The 20,234-nt window shown below is 69.7% G+C and carries 17 protein-coding genes; 9 read left to right on the forward strand and 8 right to left on the reverse strand.

The genetic code is table 11. The features are described 5' to 3' along the window. Positions 1-77: 77 nt before the first annotated feature. Genes ZRA01_RS02495 through ZRA01_RS02505 form a run of 3 tightly spaced genes read right to left on the reverse strand, consistent with a single transcriptional unit; the run spans position 78 to position 2,493 of the window. Positions 78-812, reverse strand: a complete 735-nt coding sequence (locus ZRA01_RS02495; protein ID WP_141349176.1) for a tRNA pseudouridine(65) synthase TruC — start codon at positions 810-812, stop codon at positions 78-80. Positions 813-859: 47 nt separating this feature from the next. Further along, complete coding sequence (locus ZRA01_RS02500; protein ID WP_141349177.1) at positions 860-1,570, reverse strand: class I SAM-dependent methyltransferase; 711 nt, start codon at positions 1,568-1,570, stop codon at positions 860-862. Between the two features lie 59 nt (positions 1,571-1,629). Continuing rightward, a complete protein-coding gene (locus ZRA01_RS02505) occupies positions 1,630-2,493 on the reverse strand; it encodes an AAC(3) family N-acetyltransferase (RefSeq protein ID WP_141349178.1) in 864 nt (287 codons plus the stop codon). A 260-nt stretch (positions 2,494-2,753) separates the two neighbouring features. Here ZRA01_RS02505 and ZRA01_RS02510 point away from each other — a divergent pair, with 260 nt between their 5' ends. The 4 genes from ZRA01_RS02510 to ZRA01_RS02525 all read left to right on the forward strand — a co-directional run bounded on the left by ZRA01_RS02510 (position 2,754) and on the right by ZRA01_RS02525 (position 6,830). After that, on the forward strand, positions 2,754-4,841 hold the full coding sequence (locus tag ZRA01_RS02510; RefSeq protein ID WP_141349179.1) for a transporter-like protein: 2,088 nt from the start codon (positions 2,754-2,756) through the stop codon (positions 4,839-4,841). 155 nt (positions 4,842-4,996) lie between these two features. After that, complete coding sequence (locus ZRA01_RS02515) at positions 4,997-5,617, forward strand: methyl-accepting chemotaxis protein (RefSeq protein WP_141349180.1); 621 nt, start codon at positions 4,997-4,999, stop codon at positions 5,615-5,617. Positions 5,618-5,622: 5 nt separating this feature from the next. After that, positions 5,623-6,363: an oxygen-binding di-iron domain-containing protein gene (locus tag ZRA01_RS02520; protein ID WP_141349181.1), complete on the forward strand. Its 741-nt coding sequence runs from the start codon at positions 5,623-5,625 to the stop codon at positions 6,361-6,363. A gap of 80 nt (positions 6,364-6,443) precedes the next feature. Continuing rightward, complete coding sequence (locus ZRA01_RS02525) at positions 6,444-6,830, forward strand: SirB2 family protein (protein ID WP_141349182.1); 387 nt, start codon at positions 6,444-6,446, stop codon at positions 6,828-6,830. 28 nt (positions 6,831-6,858) lie between these two features. Here ZRA01_RS02525 and fnr read toward each other — a convergent pair whose 3' ends face one another. Continuing rightward, a complete protein-coding gene (gene fnr, locus ZRA01_RS02530; RefSeq protein WP_141349183.1) occupies positions 6,859-7,593 on the reverse strand; it encodes a fumarate/nitrate reduction transcriptional regulator Fnr in 735 nt (244 codons plus the stop codon). A gap of 130 nt (positions 7,594-7,723) precedes the next feature. On the opposite strand from fnr, the gene hemN reads away from it, so the two are divergent. The 5 genes from hemN (at position 7,724) to ppa (ending at position 13,486) form a co-directional block, all read left to right on the forward strand. Then, positions 7,724-9,118, forward strand: a complete 1,395-nt coding sequence (hemN, locus tag ZRA01_RS02535) for an oxygen-independent coproporphyrinogen III oxidase (RefSeq protein ID WP_141349184.1) — start codon at positions 7,724-7,726, stop codon at positions 9,116-9,118. Positions 9,119-9,470: 352 nt separating this feature from the next. Beyond that, complete coding sequence (locus tag ZRA01_RS02540; RefSeq protein WP_141349185.1) at positions 9,471-10,193, forward strand: sulfite exporter TauE/SafE family protein; 723 nt, start codon at positions 9,471-9,473, stop codon at positions 10,191-10,193. A gap of 19 nt (positions 10,194-10,212) precedes the next feature. Further along, positions 10,213-12,618 carry a heavy metal translocating P-type ATPase gene (locus ZRA01_RS02545; protein WP_246093257.1) on the forward strand — a complete coding sequence of 802 codons (2,406 nt, stop codon included), beginning with the start codon at positions 10,213-10,215 and terminating at the stop codon, positions 12,616-12,618. 11 nt (positions 12,619-12,629) lie between these two features. Further along, on the forward strand, positions 12,630-12,836 hold the full coding sequence (locus tag ZRA01_RS02550; RefSeq protein ID WP_141349186.1) for a heavy-metal-associated domain-containing protein: 207 nt from the start codon (positions 12,630-12,632) through the stop codon (positions 12,834-12,836). 122 nt (positions 12,837-12,958) lie between these two features. Beyond that, positions 12,959-13,486: an inorganic diphosphatase gene (gene ppa / locus ZRA01_RS02555; protein ID WP_141349187.1), complete on the forward strand. Its 528-nt coding sequence runs from the start codon at positions 12,959-12,961 to the stop codon at positions 13,484-13,486. A 67-nt stretch (positions 13,487-13,553) separates the two neighbouring features. On the opposite strand, the gene ZRA01_RS02560 is transcribed toward ppa, so the two are convergent. From ZRA01_RS02560 to ZRA01_RS02575, 4 genes are all read right to left on the reverse strand, one after another. Further along, entirely contained in the window at positions 13,554-14,738 is a 1,185-nt protein-coding gene (locus ZRA01_RS02560; protein ID WP_170182882.1) for an MBL fold metallo-hydrolase, read from the reverse strand. Next, the gene (locus tag ZRA01_RS02565; protein WP_141349189.1) at positions 14,738-17,650 is read right to left on the reverse strand and encodes a hypothetical protein; all 2,913 of its coding nucleotides are present in this window, start codon (positions 17,648-17,650) and stop codon (positions 14,738-14,740) included. Before ZRA01_RS02565 ends, ZRA01_RS02560 begins: the two co-directional genes overlap by 1 nt. Positions 17,651-18,147: 497 nt before the next feature. Then, the gene (locus ZRA01_RS02570; RefSeq protein ID WP_141349190.1) at positions 18,148-18,795 is read right to left on the reverse strand and encodes a response regulator; all 648 of its coding nucleotides are present in this window, start codon (positions 18,793-18,795) and stop codon (positions 18,148-18,150) included. 13 nt (positions 18,796-18,808) lie between these two features. Continuing rightward, the gene (locus ZRA01_RS02575; protein ID WP_170182883.1) at positions 18,809-20,074 is read right to left on the reverse strand and encodes a sensor histidine kinase; all 1,266 of its coding nucleotides are present in this window, start codon (positions 20,072-20,074) and stop codon (positions 18,809-18,811) included. Between the last annotated feature and the right edge of the window lie 160 nt (positions 20,075-20,234).

Genomic DNA, 20,234 nt, shown 5'->3' on the forward strand with positions numbered 1-20,234 from the left:
CCGGGTGTGCCGTTTTGTCGCGGGTGGAAGCCTGGAGGCGCGTTCCGCCAGTGTGGTCACCCATTCCCCACTTCCCACTACCCATTACCCATTTCCCGCTCCTTCCATCCGAGCGCTGCGAGGACTGCGGCGAATTCGCCGTCGGGCGGGGCGCATAGATCTAGGATGCGGCCGTCGACGGGGTGGCGGAGCTGCATCCGCACGCAGGCCAGCAGCATCCGGTGGCAGCCGAAGAGCTGCTGGAAGAGGCGGTTGTGGCGGCCCTTGCCGAAGGTGGCGTCGCCGATGATGGGGTGGGCGATGTGCTTGAGGTGGCGCCGGAGCTGGTGGCGCCGGCCGGTGTGGGGGGTGAGCTCGACGAGGGCGTAGCGGCTGGTGGGGTAGCGGTCGACCTGGTGCGGCAGCTCGCAGGTGGCGAGGCGGCGGAAGTCGGTGACGGCGGGCTGGGCTTCGTCGGTGCTGCGCTCGCCGACCCACTCGGCGTCATCGCGGCGGCGGGAGAGGGCGTGGTCGATGCGGCCGGCCTCGGGCGGGTGGCCGCGCACCACGGCGAGGTAGGTCTTGATGACCTCCTGGCGTTCGAATTGCCCGCCCAGCGCGCGGGCGGTGTCCTTGTCGAGGGCGAACACCAGCACCCCCGAGGTGCCGCGGTCGAGGCGGTGGGCCGGGTAAACGTGGCGGCCGAGCTGGTCGCGCAGCAGCTGCACGGCGAAGCGCGTCTCGTGGCGGTCGAGTTCGCTGCGATGGACGAGCAGGCCGGAGGGCTTGTGGATCGCGACGACGCGCTCGTCCTGGTAAATGATGGGAAGCATGGGGCCGCATGGTAACCCGCCGGCGCCCCCGCTCGGCGGGGTGGGGCCTACTTGTAGGCGACAATGCCACCATAACGGGCTTCAAGGAACACCGGGACGACGTGGCCGAAACCCAGCGCCCGCAGCTGCCGGAGGTGCTCCTCGAAGCTGGCCTCCTGGTCGTTCTCGGCGGCCTTGAGCTTGCGGTCGGTCTCGATGATCTGCTCGAGCGGCGTGATGTGGCGCGTCTTGCGCTCGATCTCGCGGCAGGTGAGGAACTCGATGAGGTCCCGGTCTTCCGGGTGGTTCGGCAGGAAGTTGTCGAACAGGATGAAGGCGCCGCCGGGCTCGAGGTGCGCATGGATGCTGGCGAACAGCTGCCATTTGCCGGTGTCGGTGAGGTGGTGGATGGCGTAGCCCGAGAACACCACGTCGAGGGCCGGGAGCGCCGACCAGTCGAGGGCGTCGAAGAGCGTGTGCTGGAAGCTCGCCTGGCGCGCCTCTTTTTGCACCCGCTGCCGGGCCAGCTCGAGCATGTCGGCCGAGCCATCTACAAGGTGGCCGCGAAAGTCGGGCTTGTGCTCGAAGAACACTTCGCTGAAGAAGCCGGTTCCGCAGCCCAGGTCGAGAAACGCGCCGTGGGTGAGGGGCTGGCGGTGCAGGAGATCCTGCAGGTAGCTGCGCTGATGCCGGCGGTCGCCCATCGTGACGGCGGCGAACTGGTCGTAGCGCGACGCCCGCTCCCTGCCGTAGGCCTCGGTGGATTGGTTGTTTTCCATTGCAGCTTCCTTCTGTGCTTCCTGGGGGGATGGCGGAGCGTGGCCCAGCGCCGCGCCGGTCAGGCGTGATGTGCCGCCGGGTGGGGGCTTGCCGGTGGGTCGTAGAAAGGCTGGCCACTGTCGATGAGCTCCTTCACGCCCTGCAGCATGGCCCCGGCGCGTATCCACACCAGCTGGGTGTTGCCCAGCCTGGCCCGCCGCAGGGCGCCGTTCTGCTCGTGCCTGGCGACGATCCGGTCGAGGCGCCGGTGGCGGTTGGCCAGGGCCGAGGGCACGCGGATGCTCTGCACGCTCTCGGTGCCGGCGTAGTCGATGACCTTGCCGCTGTGCAGCTCCGGCTCGTAGAGCGGGACCGGCAGCCGGTCGGCGAACTGGTCCTCGACGTACATGTGGAAGGTGAAGGTGGAGAAGGGCGCATCGAAACCGAGGACGATCGCGTCACGTTCGAGAATCCGGGCGAAGGGCGAGCCGGCGCCGAAGGGGCGGTCGGTTTTTTCGTGGCCCTCCACGAAGCGCTCGGCGTCCCGGCCCCAGGCCAGCAGCGGGTGGGTGGCGCTGAGGCTGCGGCGGACGCCCTCGGAGCGGCGGAAGACCTCGGAAACCAGGCCCATCATCGACGGGCTGCGGCGGACGTTCATGGGCTTCCCGCTGGCCAGCCACTGGGCCGAGCTCATGTTCTGGTAGGGCAGGGAGGTCATCACCAGCAGGCCCGACTCGCCGACCGCGGCCTTGAGGGCCTTGACCAGATCGGCCGGCTTGCCGCGAAACCCGTTGTGCGGCAGCCACGACGAATGCACGACCAGCGTCGAACCTTCGGTCACCCCGATCTGCCGAAGCTGCCGGATGAGCTTGTCGGGCCCGTAAGCCCAGAGCGTTCGGGCCAGCCAGCCCTTCACGGTGCTCTTGAATGCGGCCTGATTCATCAAGCAAGTACCCCTGAATGGCAGACGGCGGCGATGCCTGCGCTTGCCTCTTGCACGCTTCGTGGTTGTTTCGACCCGCTTTCATCTATTGGGTAGATGATTCTTCGGTTAAATGTAGTTTTCAGTTTGTCATGTCCCCAGATTTTTTTGCTCGCCGTGTGCGGTATTTGGCATAAAAAACCGGATTGGCCCGCTACGTGCTCGCTTGCGCAGGTGTGCCAGGGACTGCACGGGTAACGGGTTTTGTGCATACTTCATGCATGCGAAATAGACCCATCCTCTCCCCCCGCGACGTGCTCGCCTCGATCCATGCCGCGCTCCCGCCCCAGCGGCGGGGGCAGCGCGAGCTTCCGAAGCTGGCCCGTCACCTGTGCAATCTCACCGCCAGCGCCGATCTGCCCGACCGGCTCGACGCCTGGCTGGCCCTCAACCGCTGGCTCGCCGGCGGCGCGCTGTGGAGCGACGTTTACATCGACGCGGCGGACGTCCACGGCTCGGCCACCCAGCGCTTCGCGGTGCTGATGGACGTGCTGGCGGCCACTCCGGCCCTCGCCGAAGAGCTGCGCGACGCGCTCTGCGCCATCCTCGACGAAACCGACGGCGCCAACCTGTTCGGCGAGGTCGGGATCCCTAGCGACCGGGGTTTCCTGTCGGAGTTCGGCGACCGGGTGACGGCCAAGCTGATCCCCGCGCCCCGGGACGACCACGACCTGTCCCACCTGATGGGGCGGAGCTTCCGGCGCGACCGCGACCTCACCCTGATGCGCGGCCTGCAGCCGTCCACCTTCCAGCGCCTGCTGGAAATCCTCTTCCCGGCTGGCGCCCCCGAGATGAGCGCCGCCCTGTGCCGCGGCCTGGCGGACGGCTTCCGGCTGCTGCTGGCCCGTGTCCAGGGGCAGGGCCTGTCGCTCAAGCTGCGCACCCGCAGCGAGCCGCGGCCGGTGGCCCAGTCGCCGTTCAAGCGCCTCGCCGACAGCGGCGAGAACCTGCTGTGCGCCTGGGAGCAGGGGCGCGTCTCCGGCCCCCTGCTCGAAGCCTGGCAGGCCGACCTCGCCGCCTGCCGGGACGAAATGCAGGTGATCTCCCACCGCCTGGAGTCCGAGGGCATCAGCGTGGACATCGTGTATGGGCTCGACGTGCTCGACCGTTGCCTGGCGCGGATGGAGGCCATCGCCGCGGTGATGGCGGCCGAGCCCCGGGCGCCGGGCCCCTTGCTGGCGCTGCTGCGCCAGCTGGCCGAGGCGGCCCACGAGAGCAACGGCCTTGGCCACCTGGTGCGCAGCAACCTGCAGCGCCTGCAGCGGCGCATCGTCGACCGGGCCGGCAAGACCGGCGAGCACTACATCGCCGAGACCCCCGCCGATTACCGCCACATCTGGGCCGCGGCGGCCGGGGGCGGCGTGCTCACGGTGGGCACCGCGGCGATGAAGATGGCGATCGCCGGGCTGGGCCTGGCGCTGTTCATCGAGGGCTTCTTCTCGGGGCTCAACTACGCGTTCAGTTTTCTGCTTTTGCAGGCCTTCGGGCTGATCCTCGCCACCAAGCAGCCGGCAATGACGGCCGCCGCCTTCGCGGCGATCATCCGCGACCGGCGCGGGGGCGAGCGCCTCGAGGTGATCGTCGATTACGCGGCCTGCATCTGCCGCTCGCAGCTCGCGGCGACCATCGCCAACGTGGTGGTGGTGGCCGTCGGCGCCTATGCCTTCGACGCCCTGTGGCGGGTCATGACCGGCCACTCCTTCCTCAGCAAGGCCGAGGCGGGCTATGTTTTCCACTCCCTCAGCCCGGTGGATAGCGGCACGGTGTTCTACGCGGCGCTGACCGGCGTGATCCTCTACCTCGCGGCCCTGGTGGGCGGCTGGGTGGACAACTGGGCGGTCTATCACCGGCTGCCCCAGGCCATTGCGGAGCATCGGCTGGGCAACCGCTTCGGCCGGCTGCGCATGATCCGGCTGGCCGGCGTGGTGTCGCGCAACATGTCGGGCTGGGCGACCAACATCTCGCTGGGCCTGATGCTGGGAATGACGCCGGTGCTCGGCAGGTTCTTCGGGCTGCCGCTGGACGTGCGCCACGTGACGCTCAACTCGGGCATCCTCAGCCTCGCCACCTCGTCGCTGGAGGTCTCGTGGGTGGGCAGCGGGCTGCTCGGGCTGGCGGTGGCCGGGGTGGGGGTGATGTTCGTCCTCAACCTGGGGGTGAGCTTCGCGCTGTCTCTGCTCACCGCGGTCCGCGCCTACGATCTGCCCCGCTCCGACCTGCGCGAGCTGCGCCGCCGCCTTTGGCACCGGCTCGTCAGCCGGCCGGGGGATTTCCTGCTGCCGCCCCGCGCGGCGCCCCGGGCCGGCTGAGGTCGGGGGCCGGGATGCCCGGGCAGGCCTCAAGCCCGGCCGGCCGCCGCCGTTAATCCCACCCAGCGGCCGGCCTGTCCGCTCCTTTCGGGGGGCGGATGCCACGGCAGCGCATCCGACCCCCCAATGCGGCAAGCAGCCGCCGTGAGCCCGGCATGAACGCGCCTGAAAAACTGAAAAAGCCCCCCCGCAGCGCCAGCGAGCTGACCTGCATCGTGAGGGTCAACGAAGAGATCAAGTCGATCGTCGCGACGGCCTTCAGGATCAACCTGATGGCCCTCAACGCGATCTTCCTGGCCAAGCGGGCCGGCAACGCGGCACTGGGCTTCGGCGTGCTCTCCAACGAGCTGCGCCGCTTCGCCCAGGACCTCACCCACCACATGGCGTCCCTGCGGGACATGACCTCGGGTTCGGTGGGCAGCGTCACCGGTGTCGTCCAGCAGCAGCGCAACTCGGCCATCCTGCTGCAGGCGATCCGCCTCAGCGGCGACGGGGTGCCCGGCGTGCGGGAGGCCAGGAAGCGCGGCGCCCAGCGCCTGGCCGAGCAGCACGGCCGCCTGCGCGCCCTCGACCTGCGCCTGCGCGCGGCGGTCGAGGAGACCCAGCAGCTGGTCGAGCTCGGCGGCGTGCTGGCCCGCTCGGCCAAGATCGAGGCCGCCTACGGTGGCGGCTTCAGCCCGGCGCTGATGCAGGTCTCCACGGATTTCGCAGAGGTGATCGCCCAGATCAAGCGATCCCTCGAAGTGCTCGGCAAGGAACGCCTCGTAAAGGACTGAAACCCATGAAGCAGGCCCACTGTATCTACCAGAACGACGACCACCGCTGGCTGGCGATCGCCCGCGATGCAAGCAAACCCGGCTACCTGATCGACACCAACGAGTACCTGGTGATGGACGGCGAGCAGGCCCTGCTGTGCGACCCGGGCGGCATCGAGATCTTCCCCGCGGTGTTCTCGGCCCTGTCGGCCGAGTGCGACCCGACCAAGCTGGCGGGCATCTTCGCCTCCCACCAGGATCCGGACATCATCTCGTCGCTGGCTCTGTGGCTGGAGTTCAAGCCCGACCTGAAGTGCTACACCAGCTGGCTGTGGCAGTCCTTCCTGCCCCACTTTGGCGGCAGCGAATCCACCTTCGTGCCCATCCCCGACCCGGGCATGACGATCCGCCTGGGCAGCCTCGAGCTGCAGGCCATTCCGGCGCACTACCTGCATTCGTCGGGCAACCACCACCTTTACGATCCGAAGGCCAAGATCCTGTTCTCGGGCGACGTCGGCGCGGCCCTGCTGCCCCCCGACCAGGGCGGCCTGTACGTCGAGGATTTCTCCCGCCACATCCGCCACGCCGAGGGCTTCCACAAGCGCTGGATGGGCTCCGACCGGGCCAAGCGCGATTGGTGCGAACGGGTGTCGAGGCTGGAGATCGACATGATGGTGCCCCAGCACGGCGCCATTTATCAGGGGCCCGACGTGCAGCGCTTCATCAACTGGTTCGCGGCGCTGGAAGTCGGCGTGCTGCGCGGCTAAAGTAGCGGCCCTGCGCGTGCGGGGCCTGCGATCTGCCGGGCTTGCCGCGCGCACCGCAAATTGCGTTCGCGAGGCGACCCATGTACCTGGCTCTCAAGCATTTCCACATCACCTGCGTCGTGCTGAGCGGCGTGGGCTTTGCGCTGCGCGGCGGCTGGGCGCTGGCCGGCTCGCCGCTGGCCCGCGCGCGCCTTACGCGCGTGCTGCCCCATGTGGTGGATTCGTGTCTGCTGCTGTCGGCCATCGGGCTGGCCTGGATGGCGGGCCAGTACCCTTTCGTGCATGGCTGGCTGACCGCCAAAATAGTAGGCCTGCTCGCCTACATCGGGCTGGGCATGCTGGCCCTCAAGCCGGGGCGCCCGCTGGCGCTGCGCGGCGGCGCGTTTGTTGCCGCGCTGGCCACCTTCTCGTGGATCGTGTCGGTGGCGCTCAGCAAGAACCCCCTGGGCTGGCTGGCCGGGCTTTAGCACAAGGCCGGCGCCGGCCGCCCGGCGCTCACACCGCGTGGTGGTTGAGGAGGCGCTTGAGGCCCGGGGTGTCGAGGATGCGGATGTGTTTCTGCTGCACGGCCACCAGGCCTTCCTCCTGGAAGCGGGAGAAGGCGCGGGACACCGTCTCGAGCTTCAGCCCAAGGTAGGAGCCGATCTCGTCGCGGGTCATGCGCAGGTGGAACTCGGATGGCGAGAAGCCCCGCGCGGTGAAGCGCTGGGACATGTTGAGCAGGAAGGCCGCCAGCCGCTCTTCGGCGCGCATCGAGCCGAGCAGCATCATCACGCCGTGGTCGCGCACGATCTCGCGGCTCATGATCTTGTGGAACTGGTGCTGCAGGCTCTCCACCTGGCGTGACAGCTCTTCGAGCCGGCCGAAGGGGATCACGCAGACCTCGCTGTCTTCCAGCGCGATCGCGTTGCACGAGTGGTGCTCGGTGCTGATGCCGTCGAGGCCCAGCACCTCGCCGGTCATCTGAAAGCCGGTGACCTGGTCGCGGCCGTCCTCGAGGATCACGTCGGTCTTGAAGGAGCCGGCGCGGATCGCGTAGATCGCCTCGAAGGTGTCGCCCGAGCGGTACAGGTGCTGCTGCCGCTTGATCTTGCGGCGGCTGCCGACCAGCTCGTCGAGCTGGTCGACCTCGTTGGGGTCGAGGCCGAAGGGCAGGCACAGCTCCCGCAGGTTGCACTGGGAGCAGGCTGTCTTGATTTCCAGGGTGGTGACCGGGATTACCGATTTCATCTGCACGGGCGATTACCTGAACTGAGGCCTGAATTAGGGGGTTTGGACAAGCTTTGGAGCCCTTTGATCCACGTCAATACGATTTTCGGATGATTCTGCGATTGTCTCTCGCATTCCAGAGAAGTCCGCCATGAACACGATTCAAACAGATCTCATCTTCGACCCCGAGCTCATTCGCAAATTCGACGTGAATGGCCCGCGGTACACCTCATACCCCACGGCGGATCGCTTCGTCGAGGCCTTCAACTCGACTGCCCTGTGCGACTGGCTGGGCAAGCGCTCGATTGGCGGGGTGGGCAAACCGCTCTCATTATACTTCCACATCCCGTTCTGCAATACGATCTGCTACTACTGCGCCTGCAACAAGATCATCACCAAGGACCACGGCCGCTCGGCAAAGTACCTGGCTTACCTCGAGAAAGAGGTGGATCTGCAGGTGGCCTGCCTCGACGGCCCGCGGGAAGTCCTGCAGCTGCACCTGGGTGGCGGCACGCCCACCTTCCTGTCCCACGACGAGCTGCGCCAGCTGATGGGCATCGTCCGCAAACACTTCACCCTGGTCCCCGACGGCGAATACTCCATCGAGGTCGACCCGCGCAAGGTTGACGAGCCCACCGTCGCGCTGCTCGCCGAGCTTGGCTTCAACCGCATGAGCGTGGGCATCCAGGACTTCAACCCCGACGTCCAGAAGGCCGTCAACCGCGTCCAGAGCGAGGACGAGACCCGCCTCGTGATCGACGCCGCCCGGGCCCACGGCTTCAAGTCGGTCAGCGTCGACCTGATCTACGGTCTGCCCAAGCAGAACGTCATCAGCTTCAACCGCACCCTCGAGCAGATCCTGTCGCTGTCGCCCGACCGGCTGTCGATCTACAACTATGCCCACCTGCCCAGCCTGTTCAAGCCCCAGCGCCGCATTGTCGATGCCCAGCTGCCCTCCGGCGAGACCAAGCTGCAGATCCTCCAGCTGGCCATCCGCCGGCTCACCGAGGCGGGCTATGTGTACATCGGCATGGACCATTTCGCCAAGCCCACCGACGAGCTCACCACGGCCCAACGCCAGGGGCGGCTGCACCGCAACTTCCAGGGTTACTCCACCTACGCCGAGTGCGACCTGATGGCCTTCGGCGTGTCGGCCATCGGCAAGGTCGGCCCGACCTACGCGCAAAACGTCAAAACCCTCGACGAGTACTACGACATCCTTGATACCGGCCGCCTGCCGGTGCTGCGGGGCATCGAGCTCACCGCCGACGACCTGCTGCGGCGGGCCATCATCCAGGCCCTGATGTGCCACTTCGAGCTGTCCATCGAGTCCATCGAAATCGCCCACCTCATCGACTTCAAGCAGTATTTTGCGGCCGAGCTGGCCGACCTGCGTGAGATGGAAAAGGGCGGCCTGCTGACCATCGACGAGCAGTGGATCTCGGTGAAGCCTGCTGGCCGCATGCTGGTGCGGGCGATCGCGATGAGCTTCGACAAATACCTGCGGGCCGACCGCGAGCGTACCCGCTACTCCAAGGTGATCTGACGGCCCGGCTGGCTGCCCGTGCCGGGGCCGGCTAGAATGCAGCTCGAGCGGTCTTCCACGCGCCCCGCGTTTTCCGCGGGGCGTTTTGTTTTGTTGTGTCAGCGTTGGTGGTGGAGTCGTCCGGGGCACGCGCCCGGCCCACATCGTGGGCACCAGTCTGGTGCGATGTAGCGGCGATGTAAGGGCGACTTCAGTCGCCCGCGGAGATTGAATAGGGGATCTACCCTGGTTTTAGCGCCTGAGGGAGACTGAAGTCGCCCCTACAAGTCGCACTCGCAGAGTTCATCGCCAGTCTCTGATGCGTTGCCATCGCCAACCGTGACAGCGCCTTTGTTTTTCCAGGTCCCAAGCCATGCCTGAAACCGGCTATTTTGCAGTCTTCCTCATCGGCCTTCTCGGCGGCGTCCATTGCGTCGGGATGTGTGGCGGCATCGTCAGCGCGCTCACGGTGCAGGTGCGCCTGCCGGGCCAGACCAGCCCGGCCCGCCGGGAGTGGCCGCTGCACCTGGCCTACAACCTCGGGCGTATCGGCAGCTACACCGCGGCCGGGGCTGCGATGGGAGCCATCGGCACCGTCGGCATGCTCTTCAACGACGTCCTGCCGGTGCAGCTTGCCCTGTATGTGGCGGCCAACCTGATGCTGGTGGCGCTGGGCCTGTATCTCACCGGCTTTACCCGCGCCCTGGCGGGTGTCGAGCGCCTCGGCCAGCGCCTGTGGGCCCGCGTCCAGCCGCTCACCCGGCGCTTCCTGCCGGCGCGCAGCGTGGCCCAGGCCTTTCCCCTTGGCGTGCTGTGGGGCTTCCTGCCCTGCGGGTTGGTGTACAGCGTGCTGGCCACGGCTCTTGTCACCGGCTCGGCCGAGCGCGGCGCCGCGCTGATGCTGGCCTTCGGGCTCGGCACGCTGCCCAATCTGCTGCTGGCCGGCATGTTGCTCACGCGTCTGCGCGACGTGGTGCGCAACCAGGCGGTGCGGATGGGGGCCGGCCTGGTGGTGCTGGCCTTCGGCGTGTTTGGCCTGGTCACCACGCCGTCCCTCGGCAGCGCGCTGTGGAACGGCGTGGTGTGCCACTTCTGATGCGCGGGCGAGCAGGCTGATGGCCACTGAACCCGGGCGCCGCTACGATCTGCCGGTATCCGGCATGAGCTGCGCGGCCTGCGCCGTGCGCCTCGAGAAGGTCCTCAACCGCCTGCCCGGCGTGGCGGCCCAGGTCAATTTCGCCACCGGCAAGGCGCGGCTCACCGCTGCGCCCGACGCGGCGGATGCCGACGCGGTGCTGGCGGCGATCCGCAAGGCCGGTTTCGACGTGGCGCCCCAGGTGCTCGAGCTCGGCATTGCCGGCATGAGCTGCGCGGCCTGCGCGGCGCGCATCGAGAAGGTCGTGGGCCGGCTGCCCGGCGCCGAGGGCAGCGTCAACTTTGCCGCCGAGACGGCGCGGGTGCGCTACACGCCGGGGCTCACCGACCCGGCCACCATCGTCGCGGCGATCGCCAAGGCCGGCTTCACCGCAACGCCCATCGCCGGCCGCGACCGCGAGGCCGAGCGGGCCCGCAAGGACGCCGAGTTCCGCGCCGAGCTGCGCCTGTTCTGGATCTCGGCGGCGCTCAGCCTGCCTTTCCTGGCCCAGATGGTGGGCATGCTGGGGGCCGGCTTCGAGGCGGCCGATCATCACGTCGAATGGCTGCCGCGCTGGCTGCAGTGCCTGCTGGCGACGCCGGTGCAGTTCTGGATCGGGCGGCGCTTCTACAAGGGGGCGTGGTCGTCGCTGCTCGGCGGCGGCGCCAACATGGATGTGCTGGTGGCCCTGGGCACCAGCGTGGCGTATTTCTTCAGCTTGTTCGTGGTGCTCGCCGGGCGCCACGACCTGCACGTTTATTTCGAGGCCTCGGCCAGCATCATCACCCTGGTGCTGCTCGGCAAGCTGCTCGAGGCGCGGGCGCGGGCGCGCACTTCGGCGGCTATCGAGGCGCTGCTGCGCCTGCAGCCGCCGACGGCGTGGATAGAGCGCGACGGCCAGCTCGTCGAGCTGCCGGTGGCCCAGGTGGTGGCCGGCATGACCTTCGTGCTGCGCCCGGGCGACGCGGTGCCGGTGGACGGCGAGGTGCTGTCCGGCACCTCGTCGGCCGACGAGGCGATGCTCACCGGCGAGAGCGTGGCGGTGGCCAAGGCGCCGGGCGACAAGGTGTTTGCGGCCACGGTCAATGGTGACGGCGTGCTGCGCTGCCGGGCCAGCGGGGTGGGGGCCGACACGCTGCTCGCGGGCATCGTGCGCCTCGTCGAGCAGGCCCAGGGCGGCAAGCCCGACGTGCAGCGCCTCGCCGACCGCATCGCGGCGATCTTCGTGCCGACGGTGGTGGCCATTGCGGTGGCCACCTTCGGGCTGTGGTGGTGGCTGGGCGGCGAGCTGGCGCCGGCGCTGGTCAATGGCGTGGCGGTGCTGGTGATCGCCTGCCCCTGCGCGCTGGGCCTCGCCACGCCGACGGCGGTGATGGTGGGCACCGGCCAGGGCGCGCGGGCCGGCATCCTGGTGAAGAACGCCGAGGCCCTGGAGCTGGCCGAGAAGATCAAGGTGCTGGTGGTGGACAAGACCGGCACCCTCACCGAGGGGCGGCCGTCCCTCATCGACCTGCGCTGTGCCGAAGGCGTCACGCGGGCTGAGTTGCTGGTGCTCGCCGCCAGCCTCGAGCAGAGCAGCCACCACCCGCTGGCGCGGGCGGTGGTGGAGGCGGCGCGCGCGGAAGGCCTCGCCCCGCAGGCGGCCGAGGCGGTGCAGGCGGTGGGCGGCAAGGGCGTGACGGGGCGTGTCGAGGGGCGCGCGGTGCAGCTCGGCTCGCCGGATTTCATCGAAGGGCTGGGCGTGGCGGTGCCGCCGGCCTTGCTCGAACCGCTCGTCAGCGCGGCGCTGACGCCGGTGGCGGTGGCCGCCGACGGCCGCCTGCTGGGTGTGATGGGCCTGGCCGACCCGCTCCGGGCCAGCTCGAAGGCGGCGGTGGCGCGCCTGCAGGCGATGGGCCTGCGGGTGGTGATGCTCACCGGCGACCACCCGGCCGCCGCGGCGCGGATCGCAGCCGAGGCCGGCATCGCCGAGTTTCGCGCCCAGGTGCTGCCCGGCGACAAGGCCGCCGCGGTCGAGGCGCTGCGCGCCGAGGGCCGGGTGGGGATGGTCGGCGACGGCATCAACGACGCGCCGGCCCTGGCGGCGGCGGATGTGTCGTTCGCTATCGGCGCCGGTTCGGATGTGGCCATCGAGGCCGCCGACCTGACCCTGGTGCGGAGCGACCTCAACAGCGTCGCCGACGCGATCGCCCTGTCCCGGGCCACGCTGGGCAAGATCCGCCAGAACCTGTTCTTTGCCTTCATCTACAACATCATCGGCATCCCGGCGGCGGCGCTGGGCCTCTTGAACCCGGTGATCGCCGGTGCTGCGATGGCGATGAGCTCGGTCTCGGTCGTCAGTAATTCGCTGCTGCTGCGCCGCTGGCGTCCCCACAAACCCGACTGAAAGGAAACGCGATGGAAGAAGTGACGATCAAGGTGGGCGGCATGAGCTGCCAGGGCTGCGTGAAGAACGTGACCGGCGCCCTCGCGGCCACCGCCGGGGTGGCCGGCGTGGCGGTGTCGCTGGAGGCCGGTGAGGCCAGGGTGAGCTACGACCCGGCCACGGTGTCGGCCAACGCGCTTCGCGCCGTCATCGAGGAGGTCGGCTTCGACGCGGCCTGAACCCACCCTGGGCGCCGGCCATCGCTTGTGTTTATCGATTGCCGAGCGGTGTTTATCCCGGATTCGCGTTGCTCACTTATAATCGCACCCGGCATTCATTCAATAACATGGGAGGTAGAACTATGGGTTTCGATCAGGTCAAGGCTGGCAAGGACGTTCCGAACGACATCAACGTGATCATCGAGATCTCCGCCCAGGGCGATCCGATCAAGTTCGAGGTGGACAAGGATAGCGGCGCCGTCTTCGTCGACCGCTTCATGGGCACCTCCATGCGCTACCCGATCAACTACGGCTACGTGCCCCACACCATCGCCGGCGACGGCGACCCGGTGGACGTGCTGGTGGTCACCCCCTTCCCGCTGATGCCGGGTGTGGTGATCCGCTGCCGTCCGGTGGGCGTGCTGAAGATGGAAGATGACGGCGGCGTTGATGCCAAGGTTGTCGCGGTGCCCGTCTCCAAGCTGACCCCGCTGTACGACAAGGTCCAGACCACCGACGACCTGCCCGAGCTGCTGATGAAGCAGACCGTGCATTTCTTCGAGCACTACAAGGACCTCGAGCCGGGCAAGTGGGTCAAGATCCTGGGCTGGGGCACCGTCGAAGAAGCCAAGCAGGAAATCCTGAACGGCCTGGCCGCTGCCGCCAAGTAAGCGTCAGCATCCGGTATCGTCACAAGGGCCCGCGTTTGCGGGCCTTTGTCTTTGCTGCGCGGTCTCCCTAGAGCTCGAGGCGCACGCCCTCGCCGGGCTGGGCCGGGAAGCGTGTGGCGTAGTTCTGGAAGCCCTGTTCCACGACGTCCGCCTTGCCGTCGCGCCACGGGGCGGTGGTGGCCGCGTCGTAGTTGAAGAGGAACTCGGGGCGCCGGGGCGTGTGGCGCAGGATGCGCAGCAGCGCCTGGTTGTCCGGGTGCTTGTGGGTGGAGCCGTCGGTGGAGATCAGGTAGCGGCTGCAGTCGATCTTGCCCAGCACGGCGGCGTCGAGGTTATTGGCGCTGCCGTGGTGGGCCAGCTTGAAGGCGTCCAGCGGCAGCCGCGCCTCGCCCAGCCCGCGCGCCTGGCGCAGGCGTTCGAGGGCCCGGGCGAGATCCGGCGCGTAGCCGTCACCGGCCAGCAGGATGCTGCGGCCCGCGTGCTCGGCCAGCAGCATGATGCTCGAGCCGTTGGCGGCCGAGGTGTCGCCGGACACGGCATCCTGCCAGCTGGGCGGCCAGACATCGCCGCGCCCGAGCAGGTCGGCGGGGCCGCCGGCGTTGGTGGCGGGCGCCTCGTCGCTGCCGCCGAGTACGTCGAGCCAGCTCTGGCACAACTTGTAGAGGCGCGGAAAGGTGGGGCCGAGAACCGTGAGCCGGAGCCCGCCGCCCAGCGTGACGACCGGCAGCGCGGCCTGTTCGCTCACCATGACCGCCCGGCCCTGCCAGAGGGGGTGAGCGTTCCAGGGCAGTTTGCGGGCCGCGAGCAGGCCGGACAGCGCGTCGCCCTGGCGGGGGCCGAGCAGGTCGGCGGGGGTCGGCAGCGCCGCGGGGGCTCCGGCGTCGGCGCCCCCCAGCAGGTCACCGGGCAGGCCGCCGCCACCCTGCGCCGGGCTGCTCGCCGCCGGCAGGCCCATCAGCTGGGGCCGTCCGTTGAACCATATGTCGTGGATCATCAGCGTGGGGTGGGCGGCCTTGAGGAGCTCGATGATCCCCACGATGTGGTCGTTGTCGATGTGGGTGACGACCAGGAGTTCGATCTCCAGCGTCTCCGCGCCCCGCTCGTGGCGCAGGCCTTCGAGCCGGTTCCACAGCACCGCGGCGGTCTCGCCGAGGCCACCGTCGATGACGACGAGCCGGCTCGCCCCCGGGGGGCCGTATTCGAGCAGCAGACAATCACCGCAGCGCGCCGGCAGCATTTCGAGTCGGAACATCATTGACCTCCGAGCAGCCAGTCGCCATCGCCGAAGCCGACGATGGAGAGGATGCCGAGATGGCCTTCGCGCAGGAGCTGGCGCCGTATCAGGGGCAGCAGTTCGCCAAAGGCGGTGGGGTTGGGGCTGGCGAGCCGGAGGGCGAGGAGCGTGGCGATGCTGCGGGCGATCGGCACGGCGTCGCCGCCGCGGATGGGGGCGATCGGCGCGAGGACGATGCTCACGCCGGCGTCTCGGAAGCGTTCGGGGTAGGGCTGGAAGTCTTCGCTGACGCCCGCCGCCGAGCAGCCCAGCAGGAGCAGCAGTTGCGGCTGCCCGTCGGCGCCGCTGATGTCCCGGATGATCTCCTGCCGGCCGAGGCGTTGCAGATCGCCGATCTCGAGGATAGGGGCGTTCCGGTAGATGTCGGTGTGGGCGAGCAGCACGAGCAGCTCCGGCTTGCTCGCGGCGTGTTGCCGCCAGGTCTTCCAGTCGGGCGCATCCAGCACCGTGGTCGCCAGCGTGCCGAGATCGGCGAGCAGCGAGGCGCGCTCGGCGGCCTGCTCGGCAGCGGTCGGCTTGTAGGCGAAGCTGCGCGCGCTTGCGCCGAACAGGAGCCGGTCGACGTGGCGGTAGGCTTGCTTGCTTGGCACGCTGGCGGCCTGGTCGGCGATGGGCGGGCTCTGGGTGCCGCAGCGCTCGATCATCCGGCTGAAGCCCCAGAAGCGGAGCGGGCAGACTGTGCTCTTGTCGTCCCGCTGCGGGCAGGGCGCGCAGGCGTTGCTCCCCGCGCCGGGGTGGCAGCAGCTGCCGTGTTCGAGGGCCGCGAGCAGGTTGGGGCAGGGGGCCGCGTCGGTGCTGGGCGGGGGGCCGTCGTAAACGTATTCGAGCGGCAGGAACTTGTTGGTGGTCGGGACGAGCTGGATGCGCTCCCAGTCGTCGATGCCGTCGCCGCACTTCTGGCGCAGGTGCTGTGCCAGCAGGGAGCCGTTGGCGGCCAGGGCGTAGAGGGTGTCGCCGAAGGCGGCCTGGTCGAGGAGGCCCTGGGAGAAGTCCCACAGGATGGCGGCGTCCTTGAGCGCCTTGGTGATGAGGGTGATCGGCTCTTCGAGGCTGTCGAGGTCGACGGGCGTTGTTGCGTCGTCGCGCTGGATCGACAGGTGGAGATGCCCGCCGAGGTCGCTCACCTGGATCGCCACGTCGTAGGCCTGGCGGTCGTCGAGGTCGTCGTCCCGGGGGTGGATCAGGCCTTCCGTCCGGAGGGGCAGGGCGCCGCCGGCGGTGGCGTTGGAGGCCACGTCGATGGACAGGCGTGAGCTCTGCAGCACCCGGTTGTTGTGGATGATCGAGAGGCGCCCCTCGCAGCGCTCGACGCCGGGCTGGGGAAAGATCCCGAAGCATGCGGCGGTGCTGTCGCCGACCGGTGGCAGGGTGATGGGCATCGACACCAGCGCGATCTGGGCGGGGCCGTCGTCGGGTGGGGCGGTGGCGGCGCGGCCCGACGACCAGGCGGCGAACTCCGCCAGTTGCGCGCCGTCGAGTGCGGTGGATGAGGCGGTGAGGTCAGTCCGGCGCTGAGGGTAGGGCGCGAGGCTCACGCCGCTCATCTCGAGCTGGACGGTGAGCGCGACGTCGCCGTGGTCGAAGCTCAGCCGGCTTTCCGGGAAGGGCGCGTCGTCACGGGGAAGGAGCGAGGGCCCGATGCCCGCCGCGAGCAGGTTCCAGCGCCCCGGCGCGAGGGCCTGCGCCGGGGCGCCGGTGCCCTGGCCGGCCCACAGCCGGGCCTGGATCCAGCGGGGTTCGCGGGCGGCGGCGTTGTCGTCGCGCTGCTGGGCGAGGTCTTCCGCTGCGCGCACGCCGTCATGGGTCTCCGACATGAAGCCCCGGGCGCGGAAGGCGCGGGCCATCCCGGCCTCCCCGGCGCCCGCGAAGTGCCGCGCCGACCGCGCCTGGAGGGCTTCTTCGAGACGGTCCTGCTGGCTGGCGATGGCCAGGATGCGGCAGCCGTCGAGGGCGTCGGTGCTGCCGAGCACGAACGGGGGCCGCTGGCCTCGGGAGAGGCTGGCCTGGCTGAGCGCCGCGTGGATCGGCAGGTCGTGGGAGGCCTGGTAGATGAGGCTGACGAACCAGTCGTTCAGCTGGGCGGGCTCCTGGATGCCGCGCTGGATGGCGAGGCCCGCGGCGTGGAGCAGGTCGAGCAGCGGGCGCCTGTCGGGGCGCGGAGGGCCGGCCCGGGTGCCCGCAAGGCACACCACGAAGCCGGCCCGCACCCGGCAGCGGGGCCGGCTGCGCAGCGTGTCGAGGCCGCGCGGGGTGACGATCAGGAGGTCGCAGTGGTCGTGGGCCGCGCCGCCCACTTCATGGCAGCGGGCGAGCCGCAGGGCCCAGTCCGGCTTGCCCTGCGGGTCCTGCAGGGTGGCGAGGAGGGGCTCGTCGTCGCCCTCCGGCAGCACCCCGACCCGTAACGGCCAATGCCACGCCACCCGGGGGCGGGGCGGGAAGGGCAGCGCCTCGATGAGGGCCGTGAGGCCGACGTCCGGATGCCGCAGCCACGCGTACAGCGCGTCGTCATCGACGAGATCGGGCCGCCCGAGGTGGCGCATGGCCAGGCGGGGCTGCCGCCGTGGGGCGTCGGCGCAGCGGGCGGCATGGCAGCGCCAGCCGGCGGCCAGCGCTGCGGCGGCGGTGTGCCGGGTCGCCTGCCAGTCGGCGAGGCTTGTGTGAGGGCCGACGTTCTGCGCGGCGCGCCAGACCGGAGTGCGCTCGCCGTCCTCGAACTCGGCGGCCAGGGCGGCGGCGATTGCGTGGGAGTCAAGGCTCGCCGGGTGCTGTTCGGTGCCGCGGGATTCGAGCACGCCGAGGGCGGCCAGCGCGCAGGCGTAGTCGCCGTCGGAGAGGTCCGAGCCCCAGTTGCCGATGATGTTCTTCTGCATGAGCGTGCTTTCAACCTGGAAACGGCAGTTGGACGTGCCATATGGTGCGCCTGGGCGGGGGGCTTGCGCGAGGCGACAAAGCCAGGCGCTGGCGTGCCAGCGGGCGTGTAGCGCTCTCGCCTTCCGGGTGAGCGTTGGCGAAGGCACAAAAATTCTGACAGGCTCTGCTCATGCGGTGCTTGAACTTGCGGAAAGCGGCTAAGGGCTGTTTCCAGGTTCAATGCGTTGCGGAGCGTGAGCCTTCCGGCCGCGGCAAGGGTGGCCGCCGGCCCACCTCCGCGCACGCGTGAGTGCTCACCGAGGCCTGGCGGGCGCGGGCCGTGCCCCTCCCGATTTCAATACTGGCTCATGGGTGGGAATAGTCAAAGACAATGACGGTGGCGGCTGGGCCGTTGCCCCGAGGCGCACCGGTGACGCACCTGCCGGGCCATTCGCCAGCCCGGATCGTCTGCCGGGGCCTTGCCGCTGGCTGTGGCGTCTCGGAACGTCGGTGGAGTTCAGGCGCCCAGCGGGTTGCGCATGTCCACCAGGCCGTGGTGGGCGGCCAGGTGGAGCAGCTTGAAGTCACTGTCGGCGTCCAGCTTCTGGCGGATCAGGGACAGGTAGTTGAAGATCGTCTTGGTGCTGAGGTGCATTGCACCGGCGATGTCGGCCGCGGTGCTGCCGTGGGCGAGCATGCGCAGCACCTCGAATTCGCGGGGGGTGAGGTCGTGCAGCGGGGTGGCGCCGCCCGTGGCCTGGTCGGCGAGCAGGTCGGCCACGTCGGCCGAGAAGGCCCGCCGGCCGGCGGCGACGCGGCGCAGGGCGTCGATCACGTCGTCGGGCTCGCTGAACTTGGTGAGGTAGCCGTGGGCGCCGCTCTTGAGGGCCTGGCGCACGTGGCCGGCGCTGTCGTACATCGATAGCACCAGCACCCGCAGGCCGGGCTTGCGGGCGAGCATCCCGCGGATCGCCTCGAGGCCGCTGCTGCCCTTGAGGTTGAGGTCCACCAGCGCGACGTCGGGCTGGGTGCGCTGCACCAGGGCATTGGCCTCGTCGGCGCTGGCGGCTTCGCCGACCACCTCCAGGTCGGCCTCGGCCGACAGCAGGCGGCGGTAGCCGGTGCGCACCACGGCGTGGTCGTCGATCAATACGATGCGGATCATCCCTTGCTCCTTGTCATGCGGTAGCGCTTGCGCCCGCGCAGGGCACCCAGGCCGTCACGCACAGGCCGCGGCCGGTGCCCCCCGAGAGGGCCAGCTGCCCGCCGGCCATGTCCATCCGTTCGGCCATGCCGAGCAGGCCGCCGCGGCGCTCCGGCCCGCCGTGGAGCCCGCGGCCATCGTCGGCGATGCAGGCCTCGAGGCGCTGGCCGAGCACCGCGAGGCTCACCCGGCAAGATTCGGCGCCGCTGTGGCGGACAACGTTGGTCAGGGCTTCCTGGATCACCCGGTAGAGGGCCAGCGCCTTCGGTTCGTCCACCGGCAGCGGCGCCGGCGGCAGGTCCAGTGCAAATTCGATGCCGGTCTCGCGGCTGCGCCAGCCGTCGACGAGATCCTGCAATGCCTCGGCCAGCCCGGCAGCTTCCAGCCCGTGGGGGCGCAGCGTGGCGAGGATGCCGCGCAGCTGTTCGCCGCAGCTGCGGATGTCGCGGCGCAGGTCGGCGGCGCATTCGGCCACGCCGCCCGCGTCGAGCCGGCCGGCGTTGCGCTCGAGGTAGGCGGCGGTGACGTTGAGGGCGGTGAGGGTCTGGCCCATGTCGTCGTGGAGCTCGCGGGCGAGGGTGCTGCGCTCGGCCTCCTGCACCGCGATCAGCTGGCGGGCGAGGGCGCGCTGGGCGGCGCGAGCCTCCTGCAGCTCGGCGGCGAGGCGCTCGATGGCACCGGCGACCCGCGAGAACTCGCGCAGCGCGAAGGGGGGCAGGGCCGGGTCGGCCTCGCCGCGGGCCAGGCGCTCAAGGCCGGCCTCGAGCCCGCGCACCGGTGCCAGCGCGCGGTCGGCTGCAAACCACGCGACGAGCAGGCTTGCTCCAGAAAAGAGCAGCAGGGTGATCAATAGTCGAACGGTGTCCCCCAGCCGCTCGTCAATCTCGGAGCCGGGCTTGGGGGCGATGACGAGGTTGCGCTCGCCGATGCGGAGCTGCCGCTCGCCGCCGACCTCCGGAACCAGCCCCAGCCAGCTCAGCCACGAGGGTGGCGGGGTAGTCACCGCCGCTTGCCCCGCCGGGCGGATGCTCAGGTGGCGCAGGGCGCCGTCGGCCAGCGGCGCGGCCGCGTCGGGGGCGGCTGTGCCGGCGGCCAGCAGCACCTCCACCAGGCGCGCTGAGGCCGCCACCTCGGATTCGATGTCGCTGCGCAGGGAGTGCAGCTGCACGAGCATGGCGACAGCCAGCAGGCCGCCCAGCAGCAGGCCGAGCCGGGTGAGCAGGCGGCGGCGCAGGTCCATCGGTGTCCCCTTGGCGTGATGAATGCGGGGGTAGATGCAGGTTTTGTTCCTGCTTCCGCCGAGCCCGGGAATTTTTCCCGGAAAGCGGGGGAAGGGCTCCCGGGACAGCTGCTGCGCGGCCTTCATAAACTTGCCTCAGGCCTTTGGGGTTCGACCGGCC

Source organism: Zoogloea ramigera, assembly GCF_006539865.1.
Lineage (GTDB): Bacteria > Pseudomonadota > Gammaproteobacteria > Burkholderiales > Rhodocyclaceae > Zoogloea > Zoogloea ramigera.

Bases quoted from the DNA above. Each gene is read 5' to 3' on its own strand.
- ppa (WP_141349187.1), top strand. From the start codon at position 12,959: ATGGGTTTCGATCAGGTCAAGGCTGGCAAGGACGTTCCGAACGACATC.
- ZRA01_RS02550 (WP_141349186.1), top strand. From the start codon at position 12,630: ATGGAAGAAGTGACGATCAAGGTGGGCGGCATGAGCTGCCAGGGCTGC.
- ZRA01_RS02495 (WP_141349176.1), bottom strand. From the start codon at position 812: ATGCTTCCCATCATTTACCAGGACGAGCGCGTCGTCGCGATCCACAAG.
- ZRA01_RS02515 (WP_141349180.1), top strand. From the start codon at position 4,997: ATGAACGCGCCTGAAAAACTGAAAAAGCCCCCCCGCAGCGCCAGCGAG.
- fnr (WP_141349183.1), bottom strand. From the start codon at position 7,593: ATGAAATCGGTAATCCCGGTCACCACCCTGGAAATCAAGACAGCCTGC.
- ZRA01_RS02560 (WP_170182882.1), bottom strand. From the start codon at position 14,738: ATGTTCCGACTCGAAATGCTGCCGGCGCGCTGCGGTGATTGTCTGCTG.
- ZRA01_RS02525 (WP_141349182.1), top strand. From the start codon at position 6,444: ATGTACCTGGCTCTCAAGCATTTCCACATCACCTGCGTCGTGCTGAGC.
- ZRA01_RS02510 (WP_141349179.1), top strand. From the start codon at position 2,754: ATGCGAAATAGACCCATCCTCTCCCCCCGCGACGTGCTCGCCTCGATC.
- ZRA01_RS02520 (WP_141349181.1), top strand. From the start codon at position 5,623: ATGAAGCAGGCCCACTGTATCTACCAGAACGACGACCACCGCTGGCTG.
- ZRA01_RS02575 (WP_170182883.1), bottom strand. From the start codon at position 20,074: ATGGACCTGCGCCGCCGCCTGCTCACCCGGCTCGGCCTGCTGCTGGGC.
- ZRA01_RS02500 (WP_141349177.1), bottom strand. From the start codon at position 1,570: ATGGAAAACAACCAATCCACCGAGGCCTACGGCAGGGAGCGGGCGTCG.
- hemN (WP_141349184.1), top strand. From the start codon at position 7,724: ATGAACACGATTCAAACAGATCTCATCTTCGACCCCGAGCTCATTCGC.
- ZRA01_RS02565 (WP_141349189.1), bottom strand. From the start codon at position 17,650: ATGCAGAAGAACATCATCGGCAACTGGGGCTCGGACCTCTCCGACGGC.
- ZRA01_RS02545 (WP_246093257.1), top strand. From the start codon at position 10,213: ATGGCCACTGAACCCGGGCGCCGCTACGATCTGCCGGTATCCGGCATG.
- ZRA01_RS02505 (WP_141349178.1), bottom strand. From the start codon at position 2,493: ATGAATCAGGCCGCATTCAAGAGCACCGTGAAGGGCTGGCTGGCCCGA.
- ZRA01_RS02540 (WP_141349185.1), top strand. From the start codon at position 9,471: ATGCCTGAAACCGGCTATTTTGCAGTCTTCCTCATCGGCCTTCTCGGC.
- ZRA01_RS02570 (WP_141349190.1), bottom strand. From the start codon at position 18,795: ATGATCCGCATCGTATTGATCGACGACCACGCCGTGGTGCGCACCGGC.